13 protein-coding genes are annotated in these 16,043 nt (G+C 32.0%); 7 read left to right on the forward strand and 6 right to left on the reverse strand.

Going from position 1 to position 16,043, the window contains the following annotated elements:
- Nucleotides 1-4 precede the first annotated feature (4 nt).
- Complete coding sequence (locus PB7211_RS03880) at nt 5-874, reverse strand: NAD(P)-dependent oxidoreductase (RefSeq protein ID WP_008545382.1); 870 nt, start codon at nt 872-874, stop codon at nt 5-7.
- Nucleotides 875-900: 26 nt separating this feature from the next.
- Between PB7211_RS03880 and PB7211_RS03885 the strand changes: the two genes are divergently transcribed.
- Entirely contained in the window at nt 901-2,094 is a 1,194-nt protein-coding gene (locus PB7211_RS03885; RefSeq protein ID WP_232208831.1) for an MFS transporter, read from the forward strand.
- Nucleotides 2,095-2,137: 43 nt separating this feature from the next.
- Entirely contained in the window at nt 2,138-2,653 is a 516-nt protein-coding gene (gene rpoZ, locus PB7211_RS08130; protein ID WP_008544530.1) for a DNA-directed RNA polymerase subunit omega, read from the forward strand.
- A gap of 62 nt (nt 2,654-2,715) precedes the next feature.
- Here the strand turns inward: rpoZ and PB7211_RS03895 are convergent, their stop codons facing one another.
- The 4 genes from PB7211_RS03895 to PB7211_RS07835 form a co-directional block, all read right to left on the reverse strand.
- Nucleotides 2,716-3,720: a glycine betaine ABC transporter substrate-binding protein gene (locus PB7211_RS03895; RefSeq protein WP_008544287.1), complete on the reverse strand. Its 1,005-nt coding sequence runs from the start codon at nt 3,718-3,720 to the stop codon at nt 2,716-2,718.
- A gap of 156 nt (nt 3,721-3,876) precedes the next feature.
- Nucleotides 3,877-5,055, reverse strand: coding sequence for an aminomethyltransferase family protein (locus PB7211_RS03900; protein WP_008545163.1), 1,179 nt, complete (start codon nt 5,053-5,055; stop codon nt 3,877-3,879).
- Nucleotides 5,056-5,065: 10 nt separating this feature from the next.
- A complete protein-coding gene (locus tag PB7211_RS03905; RefSeq protein ID WP_008543996.1) occupies nt 5,066-7,396 on the reverse strand; it encodes a molybdopterin guanine dinucleotide-containing S/N-oxide reductase in 2,331 nt (776 codons plus the stop codon).
- A complete protein-coding gene (locus tag PB7211_RS07835) occupies nt 7,393-9,522 on the reverse strand; it encodes an ABC transporter permease (protein ID WP_008544309.1) in 2,130 nt (709 codons plus the stop codon). Before PB7211_RS07835 ends, PB7211_RS03905 begins: the two co-directional genes overlap by 4 nt.
- 78 nt (nt 9,523-9,600) lie before the next feature.
- Here PB7211_RS07835 and PB7211_RS03920 point away from each other — a divergent pair, with 78 nt between their 5' ends.
- Nucleotides 9,601-10,647: a quaternary amine ABC transporter ATP-binding protein gene (locus PB7211_RS03920; protein WP_008544913.1), complete on the forward strand. Its 1,047-nt coding sequence runs from the start codon at nt 9,601-9,603 to the stop codon at nt 10,645-10,647.
- Here the strand turns inward: PB7211_RS03920 and PB7211_RS03925 are convergent.
- Nucleotides 10,640-11,572, reverse strand: coding sequence for a DMT family transporter (locus PB7211_RS03925; protein ID WP_008546126.1), 933 nt, complete (start codon nt 11,570-11,572; stop codon nt 10,640-10,642). The two genes, PB7211_RS03920 and PB7211_RS03925, sit on opposite strands and share 8 nt — an antisense overlap.
- A gap of 40 nt (nt 11,573-11,612) precedes the next feature.
- On the opposite strand from PB7211_RS03925, the gene PB7211_RS03930 reads away from it, so the two are divergent.
- From PB7211_RS03930 to PB7211_RS03945, 4 genes are read left to right on the forward strand one after another with little or no spacing between them, the layout of a single operon-like run.
- On the forward strand, nt 11,613-12,803 hold the full coding sequence (locus PB7211_RS03930; protein WP_008544589.1) for an iron-containing alcohol dehydrogenase: 1,191 nt from the start codon (nt 11,613-11,615) through the stop codon (nt 12,801-12,803).
- Nucleotides 12,804-12,809: 6 nt separating this feature from the next.
- Nucleotides 12,810-14,234, forward strand: coding sequence for an amidase family protein (locus PB7211_RS03935; RefSeq protein WP_008544875.1), 1,425 nt, complete (start codon nt 12,810-12,812; stop codon nt 14,232-14,234).
- Nucleotides 14,231-15,127: a DMT family transporter gene (locus PB7211_RS03940; RefSeq protein ID WP_008546010.1), complete on the forward strand. Its 897-nt coding sequence runs from the start codon at nt 14,231-14,233 to the stop codon at nt 15,125-15,127. Before PB7211_RS03935 ends, PB7211_RS03940 begins: the two co-directional genes overlap by 4 nt.
- Nucleotides 15,128-15,180: 53 nt before the next feature.
- Entirely contained in the window at nt 15,181-16,041 is an 861-nt protein-coding gene (locus tag PB7211_RS03945) for an HpcH/HpaI aldolase/citrate lyase family protein (RefSeq protein ID WP_008545563.1), read from the forward strand.
- The last annotated feature ends 2 nt before the right edge of the window (nt 16,042-16,043 follow it).

The raw sequence follows: 16,043 nt of genomic DNA on the forward strand, positions 1-16,043 counted from the left end.
AAAATTACTTACTTAATCTTTTGATTAAACTTGATGTATCCCATCGATTACCGCCCATTTCTTGGACTTCTCCATAATACTTATCAACAACTTCAGTTATAGGAAGCATGGAACCGTTATTTTTTGCCTCTTCCATTGCAATTTTTAAATCTTTTCTCATCCAATCAACTGCAAAGCCAAATTCAAATTTATCATCAATCATTGTTTTGTATCTATTTTCCATTTGCCAAGATTGTGCGGCACCTTTGGATATAACCTCAATTACATCTTCCATATTTAAACCTGCTTTCATTCCAAAGTTTATCCCTTCAGATAAACCTTGAACTAATCCTGCAATGCAAATTTGATTAACCATCTTAGCTAACTGTCCGTTTCCAGCTCCACCTAATAATTTCATCTTTTTGCTATAACAATCTATTTTATCTTTTGCTTTATCAAAATCAGCTTGATCACCTCCAATCATAACTGTTAATGCACCATTTTCTGCACCAGCTTGACCACCAGATACAGGAGCATCTAATGCACCAAACTCATTTTTTTTAGCATATTCATAAATCTCAAGTGCAATAGTTGCTGAAGCAGTTGTATTGTCTATATAGATTGCACCTTTTTTAATTGTTTTAAAAATTCCATTTTCACCAAAAGTTACCTCTCTCAAATCATTATCATTCCCAACACATGTAAATATATAATCAGCTCCTTCAGCAGCTTTTGCAGGAGTAACTGCTTTAGTTCCTTTATATTCACTTATCCACTTATCAGCTTTTGCGTCTGTTCTATTATAAACAGTTACATTGTGACCAGCTTTTGATATATAACCAGCCATTGGATAACCCATGACACCAAGACCTATGAAAGCAACATTACAAGACATAATTTTTATTTCCTATGTTTAACAGTTTGAAGTTTAAAGTAATTTTATTCGGATTTATTTTTACATTTTTTTCTAGTTTTGGACAGAGTTATTTTTTAGGATTATTTAATTCTAGTATACGAGAGACTTTATCTATTACTCATGGACAATTTGGTACAATTTATGCATCTGCAACTTTATGTAGTAGCTTATTATTAATTTGGGTTGGAAAAAAAATTGACGATGTAAATATTTTTAAATTTGCTTTTTTGGTAATTATACTATTATCTTTTGCATGTTTTTTCTTTTCAAAAATTTCATCAGTTTTACTTCTTTTTGTTGCAATATTTTTAATGAGATTTTCTGGTCAAGGATTAATGTCTCATACAGCATCAACAACAATTTCAAGATATTTTACTAAAACTAGAGGAAAAGCCTTAAGTATAAGTTGGTTTGGATTATCCTCTGCAGAATTCATTATGCCAGTTTTAATGGTATACTTATTAACAATTATTAGTTGGCAAAACTTATGGTTAATATTTTCAATTACAGTTTTAATTTTCCTACCAATAGTTTCTTTTTCATTAATTAAAAATTTAAATTTAGACTCTAGAGAGTCTAAAGATGAAAATATAAAAGATGAAGAAATAAAACAATGGAAGAGAATAGAGGTTATTAAAGATTACAGATTTTATATAATTAGCCTTAATATGCTTGCTATGCCATGGATCTTTACTGGCTTTGCTGTATTTCAATCATTTGTACAAACATCAAAAGGTTGGGGGCCTTACACAATCGCTCAATCATTTATGTCTTACTCAATTTTTTCTGTTTTGACTCTATTCTTGTCTGGATATTTAATTGATAAATTCACAAGTAGAAAATTATTAATATTTATGAATATCCCGCTTTTACTCTCAGCAATTGTATTATTCTTTTTTGATACACCAATTATAGCTTTTGTTTTCTTAGGTTTGGTTGGAATTTCTAATGGTTTTTCAAATATTTTAGGGTCTTCTACTTGGGCTGAGCTTTATGGAGTAAAACATATTGGATCGATAAAAGCATTAACAACAGCATTAATGGTGTTTGCTACAGCATTTGGCACAGCTTTATATGGATTTTTGATTGATATTGGTTTTACAATAGAAGAAATTGTAGCTGTTTCAGGTACATATATTTCTATCTCTTTAATCCTTCTTTTTTTGATAAGAAAAAAGCTCAATCCAGTTATTATTTAAAAAAAACTTGCATTTTACAGGTCTCAGGTATAAATAATCGCCCATGGCAAGAGTAACAGTTGAAGACTGCATAGACAAAGTAGAAAGCCCTTACGAATTAGTTCTTGTTGCTAAAGAAAGGGCAACTCAATTAAATTCAGGTATTGAACCATTACTAGATAGAGATAATGATAAAAATACAGTTATCTCTCTTAGAGAAATAGCAGAAAAAAAAATTAAAGTTTCAGATTTAACCGAGAGTGCTGTTTACAAACTTAGAAAACACGTTGAACAAGTTGATGATGGTTCAGATGACGATGAAGAAATAGGTGATGATTTTGAAAATATGTATAAGGGTGAAATTTCAAAAAGTGGTACACCGATCTTACCATCTAAAAGAGCAAGAAAAACTCCTGAAAAAATTCAAGTATCTCAAGAAGACTTAGCTGAAATACAAAATTCTACAGAAACAAGTTCTGCTGATCCTATAGAAACTGCTGAAGAAGGTGATGCTTCTATCGAAGAAATGCAGGCAGAAGAAATTCAATCTAACGAAGAAGATACTAATAGCGAAGATTAATATTCCCAAAAAAAAGGGCTCTGAAAATCAAAGCCCTTTTAATTTTTTTATTTAAATAATAATTATTTTGGAATCCAACTACTCCATTTATCAGGATTAGCGTCTTTCCATTCTTTAACTACTTCTTTAAGATCTCTATTTTTTTGTTTAACTTCAACTAGCATTACAGCTTGATCTGCATTGTCAAACTTCATCTTTGTGAAGAATTCTGCAGCTTTAGCATTTTCTGGTTTAGCGAAAGTTGCTGGGTTACCATAGTTGAACGTATAGTCTTTTGCCCAACCTGTTGCTGGCCATGCAGCAGTTCCACAATCTTTCCAGTTATTAGCTTCAGTAAAACTATCACAAGTTTTGTGCTCAGGAAGACCTACACCAACCATATCGTAAGCACCAAAGAACCAATGCGGTTCCCATAGGTATAATAAGAAAGGCTCTTTTCTTTCATATGCAGCAGAGGCTTCAGCAAGCGCAGCAGCCTCAGTTCCTAACTCATCAGCTTGGAAATCAATTCCTAAAAGATCAAGTCTTTTTTGATCATGACAGTTCCAACCTGCAACAGGACAAGCAATTAATCTTCCTCTGTTACCACTTTCAATAGTTGCAAATTTGTCTTTATGTTTATTTAAATCTTTCCATGATTTAATTCCATATTTATCTGCAGCATATTTAGGAATAAAATAATCTGAAAGTCCAATTATACCAGATGTACCTAAAAGTTTTACACTTCCATCACCTTCATAATTGAACATAGTCTTACCATCATACACTAGAGGTCCTTTCATCATGACAGTATCTGCTTCAGCATAACTCGGCCAACTTTCACACGCAAAGTCAATTTCACCTGCAGCTATTGCTTCCCACAATCCTGTTCCTGATGGAAATACTACCCTTTTTACTTTGTATCCCAACTCTTCTTCCAACATACTGACAGCAACCTGACAAGTAATTTCTCCACCTGTCCAGTCTGCTACAGCTGCTGTTAATCTTTTAGCATTTGCTTGTGAAAAAGTTCCAAGTAAAAGTACAAAAGATAATACAAAAGCTGAAAAAGTTTTTGTTAATTTCATTGTTTCTCCTCTTAATTAATTAATTAAAAAAAACATACTAATTCAAAAATTATACCCATGTAAACTGTATTAATAATTATTTAAGCAAGATTTTATGCGAGTATAGGTGTGGTTTTTTGTCAATGACCCAGAATAGGTTAATTTTTTTTAATATCTCTATTTTGTTTGTTTAGGAATACTTCTGTCTATGCCTTTAACAATTTTTTTTTCAGGATCAAAAAAGGGGAGATTTACAACTTTAGATTTATGATTTTCTCCATTAGGCAATTTTAAAATTAATTCTTTTCCTGGCCAATCTTTTGGTTCATAAAACCTTACGTAACCTATACCTGTGTTAAGTGTTAAAGAGTGAACACCAGCAGTTATATGACCTACAATTTTATCTTCATCGATTACTTTACTACCAGACACTGGCGTTTCAGTTTTACAAGTTAAACCAAACAAACAAGTGCCTTTGTCTTTATTTAATAATGCATCACGACCTATAAAATCCTCTTTATCCATATTTACGCAAAATCCTAAACCAGCTTCGAAAGGATTTATTGTAGTATCAATATCAGTTAAATTACCAAATATCCCAGCTTCAATTCTTCTTATAGTCATTGCTCTTGTTGCTGAAAGTTCCATTCCAAAAGGTTTTCCACAATTCATAAGATGGTCCCATAAAGCTAGATGATCAGTTTTAAATCCATCAGAATAGATTTCAAACCCAAGCTCGTTAGTAAAACCTGATCTTGAAACATATAAGTTTTGTCCTCCAAGATCAAAGAATCCAGATCTATAGTACTGCATATTTTCATTTATCTTTCCATTTGAGGCTGCTTTCATAATATCTATTGAAGCTGGTCCTTGTATTTGTATAACCCTTGATTTTGGATCTAAAATTTTTACATCAAATCCTTTGCTGTGAGCTAATAACCAATCTTCAAAAGGCCCATCTGCTTGTACATACCAAAATTTATTTTCACTAAATTTAAAAATTACTCCATCCATAAATATTCCACCTTGAGGAGTACATGCTAATGAATAATAGCCTCGACCTTCTTTAATTGTTGAAACTTTTCTAGTCATAACTTTTTCTAAAAATGCAGCCACATCAGGTCCAGATATTTCAATTGGTTTTTCAGGAACATCAAACATTGCTGCCTTTTGTCTTAACAGCCAATATTTTTGAACCGGGTCTTCTCCTAAGGAAATTGCAAAATATCTTCCAGCATAAACACCTCTAACCATTTCTGGAGAATTAGTTCTTTCTATATAAGGGGATTCTTCAAATCTTCTTGCGCTAATCTTTACAGTTTTTTTTAAGTCAGATAATTCTTGAAAGTTTCCCATTAAATTCCTTTTAATTAATATTTGTTTTATTTCTTAAAATAGTTGGTGGATCGTATGCAGTAATAGATGGAGGATTATCAATAAACTTTTCCATCTCAATAAGACATGAATGTGCAATTGGGCCTTGTCCAAGTTTAGAGGTTCCTTTATCCAGTGTTAAAACATTAGGATTACCGTGTTTACACATAGAATTAGGTTCATTAGCTTTTTCTGGATCATACCAGGCTCCAGTGCTAATTTGTACAACACCTTCCATTACTTTTTTATTAACTTTAACTCCTGCCAAGCAAGCTCCTCTATTATTAAAGAGCTTGACAACATCACCATTTTTTAATCCACGTTTCTTTGCATCATGTGGATTAATTTCTATGGGCTCTCGGTCATTAATTTTGAAGGATTTACTGTATTTACCATGATCCATTTGGCTGTGTAATTTATTCTTTGGTTGATTTGAAATTAAATGAAGTGGAAAGGTTTTATTTTTTTTGCCAAGCCACTCACAAGGTTCTAACCAAACAGGATGGCCAGGGCAATCATTATAATTAAAGTCAGCAACAGTTTTGGAATATATTTCAATTTTACCGCTAGGAGTGTTTAAAGGATTCTTTAAAGGATCTTCAATGAATTCTTTTAGCATGAGTGTAGGTTCTGAAGGATCTTTAATCTTAAACCATTTATTCTCTCTAAATTTCTCATAGCTTGGAATTTCAATATTAGCTGCTTCAGCTCGTTTAGAAGTCTCGGAATATATCCATTTTTGCCATTCTTCTTGGGTTCTACCTTCTGTAAATTCGTCTTTAACACCCATTCTTTTAGCTATATTGGAAAAAATTTCATAATCATCTTTTGCTTGTTTATAAGGTTCAATTATTTTTGACATAGAAACAACATAAGGATCTCTTGGTGTCATCATAATATCACTTCTTTCAAGAGGTGTTGTGCAAGGTAAAACAATATCTGATCTTTTAGCCAATGTATTCCAACACCATTCATTTGATATAATAGTATCTGGTTTTTCCCAAGCTTTAATCAAACGATTTAGATCTTGATGATGATGAAAAGGATTTCCACCAGCCCAATAAACTACTTTTGTATCTGGATATTCATAACTTTTTCCATCAAAATCAAATCTTTCTCCTGGGTGAAGTAAAAGATCACTAATCCGAGCAACAGGAATAAAATTTTCTATTTCATTTTTTGTTTGTGGAAAGGCTGCTCCTGGTAAAATAGTAAATTGACCGCCTATAAAATTTGTAGCACTGTATCCAAATCCAAATCCACCACCTGGTAATCCAATTTGTCCAATCATAGATGCCAACATTATCGCCATCCAAAACGGTTGCTCTCCATGATCTTGTCTTGTCAAAGACCAACTTAGAGAAATCATACTTCTCTTAGAGGATAACTTGTGAGCTAATTCTTTTATTTTTTCTGGAGATATATTGCATATTTCAGCAGCCCAGCTTGCATCTTTTTTAATTCCATCAGTTTCACCTAAAAGATAAGGTAAAAATTTTTCAAACCCTTCTGTATATTTTTTTAAAAACTCTTTATCACTTAAACCTTCTACGTGAAGTGTGTGTGCTATTCCCAGCATAAGTGCAGTGTCAGTATTTGGTCGTGCAGCTATCCAATCACATTTAACGTCATCAATAAAATCAGATTTTAATGGGCTTACATTAATAAATTCAATTCCTGATTTTGAAGCCTCTATTAAATTTTCTTGCTGATAATGATTTCCTGTTCCTCCTTGAGAAATTTGACCATTTTTTATTGGAATTCCTCCAAAGCATAAAAATACTTTAGTATTATCTTTAATTGAACTCCAACTCGTACATGTATCTAGATAAGCTCTATAACTTCCAAGTATATGGGGAACCATTGCTTCAGCTGCAGCAAAGCTGTAAGTAAATTTTGAACTAGTATAACCACCTATACAATTTAAAAATCTATGAAGTTGACTTTGAGCATGATGAAATCTTCCAGCGCTTGCCCACCCATATGATCCTCCATAAATAGACGGGTTTCCGAATTTCTCTTTAACTCGATTAAGTTCATCGGCGACTAGCTGTTCAGCCTTTTCCCAACTAACTTCTACAAATGGCTCACTTCCACGTAATTTATTATTTGTACCTGGTCCACCTTCCAGCCAACTCTTTCTAATCATTGGTGAGTCTATTCGAGTAGGACCATCAAGTACATCTAAAATTCCTTGCGCAATAGGTGAAGGGTCTTTGTCATGTTCCCACCCTAAAAGTTCCTGAATTTTTCCATCTTTGACTTTTGCTCTGTATGTACCCCAATGATTACTAGTTAAAGGAAGACCTTTATCTTTGGTCATACTTGTTTTTTTTCTAAACCTAAAGCTATTCTTTGTTTTTTTGTCCAAGCAAGACTTATTCTATCAATAATAATAGCCATCAGAACAATCCCAATTCCTGCAGCCAATCCTCTTCCGGTATCAGATCTTGCTAATCCGTTAAACACTTCAAGACCTAAACCTTTACCCCCAATTAAAGGTGTAACAATTTGCATTGCAAACGCCATAATTACAGTTTGATTGAAACCAATTACTAGACTTGGAACAGCCAATGGAAATTTAACTTTGTTTAATGTTTGAATTAAAGTTCCTCCAAATGATCTTGATACTTCAGAAAAACTTCCAGACACTTGAGTAAGACCCAAAGATGTTAATCTAATAATTGGAGGTATCGCATAAATTACAGTTGCTAATACAGCAGAAACAATACCGCCCCCAAAAAACATCAAAACAGGAATTAAATAACAAAAATACGGAAGTGTTTGCATCGCATCTAATATTACATTTTGGATATCTCTAAATCTTTTATTATATGATGCTATTATTCCTAATGGTACACCAAGTGCAAAACATAAAGCTACTGATACTAAAACAGATGATAAAGTAACCATTGATTGTGTCCAAATTCCACAAGCAGCAATAAAAAATAACAACAACACTGTAATGATTGCAAATCTAAATCCTACAGTAAAGTATCCAATTGCTGCGAATATACTCATAGTGTACCACCAAGGTATATGAGTTAAAAATGTATCGAGAGGATTTAAAAGGTTCAGATAAACAAATGCTCTCAAACCTTTTGTAAACCCTATAAATGAAGGATTAACTGTAAGAGACTTAACAGTTTCTGCTATTGGTTGTCTTATAGAAAGTTTCCATTCTGATGGAAATGATCCAATGTTTACAACAAAAGCGTCAATTAAAACGATAATAAAAAAAACTATAAATGATGGAATTAAATAATATCTTTTACTTATTAACTCTCCTATTTCATTACCCAAGTCTTTGTTAAAAACAGAAATTAAATATTTAAATAAGTCACCTATTAAAGTGGTTACTTTTTCACAAATAAATTTAATTATTAAATGAATTAAAGTTAAAGGTCTTTCTAGGATTCTAGCTATTTGATATTTTTCCCAAGTTTGAGGTAGTAAATAAAATTTTTGAACATCTGATGGAAGAGTTTCTTCTTGTTTGCTAAACGACATACTAAACCTATCAAATAGAATAGCCATAAAAAGAATACACAATCCACCTTCCATTGCCCAACCTACATCAAGATTTCGAATTGCTAACCATACCTGGCCACCTATACCTTCCGCACCAATAAAACACGCTAATACTACTAGTGCCAAAGCCATCATAATTACCTGGTTAATACCCATCATGATGCTTGGTAATGAAAGTGGAATTTTAATTTTGTAAAGAAGCTGAAGTTTGCTTGAACCAAATGAAGTAGCAGACTCAATTGTTTCTTTGGAAACTTGTCTTATTCCAGAATTAGTTAACCTTATTACAGGAGGCATTGCATAAATCATTGTTGCCAATATCGCAGGTGCTCCTCCAATTCCAAAAAAGAATAAAGCTGGAAAAAGATAAACAAATGCTGGCATGACTTGCATTGTATCCAAAACTGGTTTCATGAAATTATCAAACCGATTACTTTGAGAACATAAAATTCCGAGAATAACTCCAAAAAACACACATAAGAAAACTGATAATCCCATTAATGCCAAGGTTTGCATTGACTCATCCCACATTCCTACTGCACCCCAAAAATAAACCACAAATATAGAATACAAGCCTAATTTTAAACCTCCTGCAATTAAGCAAGGCAAAAAGAGAATTGCAGCAATCAACAACCATGGAGAGTCTATAAGAAAATCCTCTAAGACATAATATCCTTCTTTAATATAGCTAGCGATTATTTTTGTTATCCATCTATAATTTTTTTTTAAGTAATCCTCGCCATCATTAACCCATGCAGTAAAAGTAAATTCATCTGTTATTTGCTTTGGAAATTTTGAAGGACCGTCGTTTTGGAAGGAAAGCCATAAGGCACCCAGAAACACAGCTAACACAAGAATATATTTAACTAAACTCTTTGACGAGTCTGATTTTTCTAAAACATGACCTTCAGCAGACATAAATATAGTAATTTAAATAAACTATTTTACTTTTAAAGTAAAATATTGTCTTATCTCGCTTAAAGTTTTTGAATTATTATGGCTGATAATAATAAAATAGTTTGCACAAATATCTGGAAATTGTTTGGACCAGATGAAAAAAGAATAAAAGAAAATTTAGATCCAAATCTCTCAATTAAAGAAGTTCAAGAAAAAACTGGGCATGTTGTGGCTGTTAAAAATGTTAGTTTTTCAATACAAAAAGGTGAAACTTTTGTTGTGATGGGCTTATCAGGAAGTGGAAAATCAACATTAGTAAGATGTATATCTAGATTAATTGAACCAACCTCAGGTACAGTTAAAATGGACGATATTGATGTAACTAAAATGAGTGGTGGAGAATTATTAGATTTAAGAAGAAACAAAATGAGTATGGTCTTCCAGCACTTTGGATTATTTCCTCATAGAACAGTTGTTGAAAATATTGCATACGGACTAGAAATTAGAGGCAATAAAAAACAAGAACGAACAGACAAAGCTATGGAAGTTTTAAAAATGGTTGGTCTTGATGGTTGGCAAAATAACTACCCAAGAGAATTGTCGGGGGGCATGCAACAAAGAGTAGGACTTGCAAGAGCATTAGCTGTAGATCCAGAAATTTTAATTTTTGATGAACCATTTTCAGCTCTAGACCCTTTGATAAGACGAGAGATGCAAGATGAATTATTAAAACTTCAAGAGAAGCTTCAAAAGACAATGGTCTTTATTACTCACGATTTTTTAGAAGCAATTAAAATGGGAGACCATATTGCAATTATGAAAGATGGCGAAGTTTCTCAAGTTGGGACACCTGAAGAAATAGTCGCAAATCCAAAAGACCAGTATGTAAAAGATTTCTGTGAAGATGTTCCAAAATATAAAGTTCTTAGTGCAGGAAAAGTCATGAGAAAAGAATGTTGTGATGATACTAAAAAGTTATATGGAGATAAATCACATTGTATACTTGATAATTCTAAAATTGAGACACTTATAGATAAGTTAGTCGACTCCGATAAATCGTTTCCGGTAGTGTGTAGCGATACAGGAGATTTGTTAGGCGAAATAGATCGAGCGATAGTAATGAAATCAATGAAATCAGCTAGTTAAACTGATTATTTCCTTTAATACTTTTTTGTTTAACTTTATCTCTCCAAATAATTATCATACCAGCTAAAACAATTGCTATCACACCTGGAAAAAGTTGTTCCCAAGGTGCTTCTTTAAAAAAAATCCATCCAAGAACAAAAGAGGAGGGTATACCCAAATATTCAAATGAAGCCATTTTACTTGCTGAGATTAATCTATAGGAATAGATAAATAAAATTGCAGCAGTTCCACCCAATATACCTGTTAAAGTCATCAAAAAGAAATCTTCAATACTTTTTATTTCAACATGGCCAGTTGTAATAAAATATAAAATTACACCACCTATAACATTAAACATAAGAGTGAATAGTTGTATCTTTGCAGTTGAGTGACCCTCAGGAATAAATTTAAGTATTATAACTGTTATAGCCCAAGCGATAGCAGTTAAAATAGGGAAGATAGAATAGAAATTGAATATCTCGCTGGTGGGTTTCATAATTAAAACAACACCTAAAAAACCTATAAAAATTGCTGACCATCTATAAATACCAATCATGTCTTTTAAAAAAAATATTGAAAATATAACTATAAAAAAAGGGGATGAAAAAGTAAGAGTCATTGCAGTTGCAAATTCAAGATTTATTACAGAAATAAATATAAAAATATTCATTGCTAAAAATCCCAAACCTCTAAAAAAACTGAGTGTAATGAATGTCTTATTAAGATTTTTAAATATCGTAAAATGCTCTTTTGTAAATAAAATCAGCAAAATTAGAGGTATAATACCTGCAATATTTCTAAACACTGCAAGTTGAATGACAGAATATTCATCTCCTAAAAATTTAATTACTACCATATATAAATCAACACATAGAATTGCCATTAGCATAGTAGTCACTGCAAGATAAGTTTTTTTAATATCAATCTTTTCTGAGGAAATTTTCATGTATAATTTTTTTTAAAATTGTATAAACCTTACAAATAAAATGAGTAATTTTAAACTAAATGAATCTGATATCTTGTCTAATCAAGATTGGACATTCCCAACTAACATTGCATATGGTCCTGGTCGTTTAAAAGAAATAGGCACAATGTGTAATAATTTAGATATCAAGAATCCACTAATAGTAACAGATAAAGGTAGCCCAAAATTACCATTTGTAACAAATTTACAAAGATATTTAGATAACTCAAATGTAAAGTCAGATATATTTTTTGATATATCGCCTAATCCTCGAGAGGATGAAATATCAGTGGGTTGTAAAAAATATAACGATGGAAAACATGATTCAATAATTGCTATCGGTGGTGGAAGTGCCATGGATGGAGGTAAATTAATATGCCTCACAGCAAATAATGATGTGCCACTAAGAGATTTTGAATTTGAACTTACACCTCCAATAATTAGTAAAGATAACCCTTTTCCAAAAATTATAACTATTCCTACAACAGCAGGCACAGGAGCTGAAACAGAGATAACAGCAATGGTTACCTACTTAAAAGAAGGTATGAAATTTTGTATGTGGCATCCAGATGTTAGACCGTCTTTAGCATTAATTGACCCCGAGTTAACAATAGGATTACCATCTAATTTAACAGCATGGACAGGAGCTGATGCTTTAATACATGCTATAGAGGGATATTGTGTGCCTGGATTTAATCCAATGTGTGATGGGGCAGCACTGGAAGGACTTTCTTTAATTTCAAAATCATTAATTAAAGCAGTTGAAGAGCCTGAGAATATATTAGCAAGAGGTGGTATGCATGTTGGATCTTGTTTAGCAGGAATATCATTTTTGAAAGGTTTAGGAAATGTTCATTCTATTTCCCATATGGTAGGAGCAGAATATAATACCCATCATGGACTAACTAACGCAATAGTTTTACCAGTTGTCATGAAATATAATTTGCCAGGAATGGAAGAAAAAGTTCAAAGAATGTCAGAAGCAATGCAATACAAAGATCATTCTGTAAACGCATTTATAAAAAATTTAGAGAACCTTTTAGATAGAATTAAAATTCCAAATAGTTTGAGTGAAATTAATGTTCCAGAGGATTGTGCTGAAAGAATTGCTGAAAAAGCAATGAAAGATCAAGCGTATGCAACCAATCCTAAAGTAGCTTCATTAGCTGAAATGAAAGAAATGGTTTTGCAAAGTATTAAAAAAGCTCGATAAGCTTTTATGCTTGAAAATCAATCAGTTAAAGAAATACAAAACAATATAAAAAGTCGACAAATCTCAATTAAAGAGGTTGTTGAGTATTATTTAGACAGAATTGAAAAATTTAATCCGGATTTAAACGCTATTGTTCTTCAAAAAGATCGTGAATTAATCATAAAAGAGGCAATTGAAAAGGATAATATCAAGGAAATTGACAAACCTTTAAATGGATTGCCAATAGCAATTAAAGATCTGACAGATGTCGTGGGTTTTAAAACTACATACGGATTTCCAGGATCAAAAAATAACCAACCAAAAAAAAACTCATTATTTGTTAATCGATTAATTGATAAAGGAACAATTGTTATTGGTAAAACAAACACAGCAGAACTTGGTGTAGGTGGACATACAATTAATAGGCTTTTCGGACCAACATCAAACATTTATGATTTATCAAAATCAGCAGCAGGATCAAGTGGAGGTGCAAGTTCAGCTGTTGCTGCTGGATTATTGCCATTTGCTGATGGTACAGATCAAATGGGATCATGTCGTGGACCTGCAGCATATGCAAATATTTATGGTTTTAGACCCACACCAGGTCTAATCCCTTCAGATCGCTCAGGACAAAATTTAAATTATCCAATACTTACGACGCCAGGATGTTTTGCGAGAAATCCAAGAGATATGTCGATTTTATTAGATGAAATTGTAGGAAGTGACTCAGTTGACAAATTTTCATTTGATTTAGATGGCTATTTTAAAAATCAAAATATAAGTGAAAAAGAATTTTCATCTTTTAAAATTGGATGGCTTTCTAATATGAATGGGAATTATATTATAGAAAAAGATATATTGGAAATTTGTGAGACTAAATTAAAAGATTTAGAAAAAATAAATCTTAGAGTAGAAAATCTTAAACCAAAAATAAATACTGATATTTTGTGGAAGAGTTGGACAACTTTAAGAGCCAAAAGTATTTATGAAGATACTTTAGCTATGAATATTATAGATATTAGTTCAATGACATATCAAGCAATTTGGGAATATAACAAAGGCAAAGAAATTAAAGCCGAAGATCTAAAAATAGCCTTAAATCAAAAACAAGAATGTTTAAATCAAATAAATTTAATGTTTGAGAATTTTGATTTTTTAGTATTACCATCAGCTCAAATTTTTCCCTTTGATAAAAAATTACAATTTCCAAAAAATATTAATGATAAAGAATTAGATACTTATCATCGTTGGTTAGAAGTTTTTATATTATCCAGCCTTTTAGAACTACCTACAGTTACAATTCCAGCAGGTTTTAACAAAGATGGCATGCCTATGGGTATGCAAATTATTGGGAAAAATAAAGATGATTTGAAATTATATTCTTTTGCAAGTAAATATGAAGATATTTTCAATTTTAGTAAAATTAAACCTAAATTAGATAAGTTAAGATGAGACACCCCCACCATTATAAAATTTCAATTGCTCTTGCGATATCCGCTGGTGCTTGGGGAATATACTGGTTACCACAAAGAATTCTTGAGGACGGTGGTTTAACTGGAGGCTGGGGTACAATTTCCCAAATGATAATTGGAACTCTAATATTAATGCCTATTGCACTTTGGAGAATGAGCAAAAAAAAAGGTACCGGATTAGAGCTCCCTGGTATGGGAATTTTAATTGGGGGAGGTTTTATATGTTATGCATTAAGCTTTCTTTTAACTGACGTAGTCAGAGCTTTAATAATGTTTTATATGACACCTGTTTGGACAACTATTTTCGAAATTATTTTTTTAAAGAAAAAACATGGTTGGCAAAGAATTGTTAGTTTAGGTTTAGCACTTGGTGGATTATGGGTAGTTTTTGGCCAAGGTGGCAATATTCCATTACCAGAAAATGCAGGAGACTGGTTAGCTCTTCTAGGTGGAATTATGTTTGCAGGAGGAATGATTAGACTTGAAGTTATAAAAACTGACGGAGTATTTCCTATAATTTTTGGTTTTTTCTTTTATGGCACATTGTTTAATATAGTAGCTGGCTTTTTACTTGTAGATTATCTTGGACCAATGCCATCAATAGAAGCATTTATTTCAATGACAACATTTCTTGTTTTAATTTCAGTTTTTTATTTTATCCCAACTGGTATTATAATCCTTTGGGCCCCAACCCAAATAGGAGCAGGAATATGTTCAATTTTATTTTTATCAGAAATAATAGTTGGTGCAATTAGCTCAAGCATTCTTACTGATGAACCATTTGGCTGGCGTCAAATCACTGGATGTTCTTTAATTGTTATTGGTGGAATAGTGGCTGTAGTTTTATCTCCAAAAGAAGATGTCAGTAAATAATAACGAGCAAAAAAAAATTTATAACATTTTAAATTATGAGATATAGTAATTAGATGAATTCAAATAAAATAAATGTAAGACGTAGTTTTATTTTTACACCAGGTCTTAAACCAGAAATGTTTCCAAAAGCTATTTCGTCAGGTGCAGATATGGTTTGTATTGAATTAGAAGATGGAATAGCAATCAAAGATAAAGATGAAGCAAGAAAAAATACATTTAAAGCACTTGAGACTCTTGAAGTTAAAAGTGGTGTTGAGTTAGTTGTTAGAGTAAATTGTCAACGAACTAAATTTGGTCTCATGGATCTTGAAGCTGTTGTTTCAAGCAAAACAAATGTGAAAGCAATAATGTTACCTAAAGTTAAAACACCTGATGAAATTACTTTTATTGATGATATGTTGACAGATTGTGGTTTAGACACTGATCTTCATGTAATAATGGAGACTAATGAGGCACTTGAGAGTATTTATGACATTGCTCATGCAAGCAAAAGAATAGTTGCACTATATTTTGGAGGTGTAGATATGGCTGCAGAGCTTAGAGTTCCGAATGAATATAAAAATTTGATATACGCAAGATCTAGATTAGTGCATGCAGGAGCAAGTGTTGGTGTAGATGTTATAGATGTACCATATTTAGATCTAGAGGATATGGATGGAATGAAAAAAGAAGCTGAACTTGTAAGAGATTTAGGATTTACAGGAAAAGGTTCTATCCATCCAAAACAAATAAATATGTTGAATGAAATTTTTACACCTTCTAAAGAAGAAATTATTAAAGCTAAAAGAATTGTAGACCAATTCAATGAGTCGGATACCGGTTTAGTAGTAATTGATGGAAAGCTTATTGAAAAACCTGTTCTTCGAGAAATGCAGAGAAAAATTTTAATAGCAGATAAAATTAATCAAAGTTAATT

The organism is Candidatus Pelagibacter sp. HTCC7211, from assembly GCF_000155895.1.
Lineage (GTDB): Bacteria > Pseudomonadota > Alphaproteobacteria > Pelagibacterales > Pelagibacteraceae > Pelagibacter.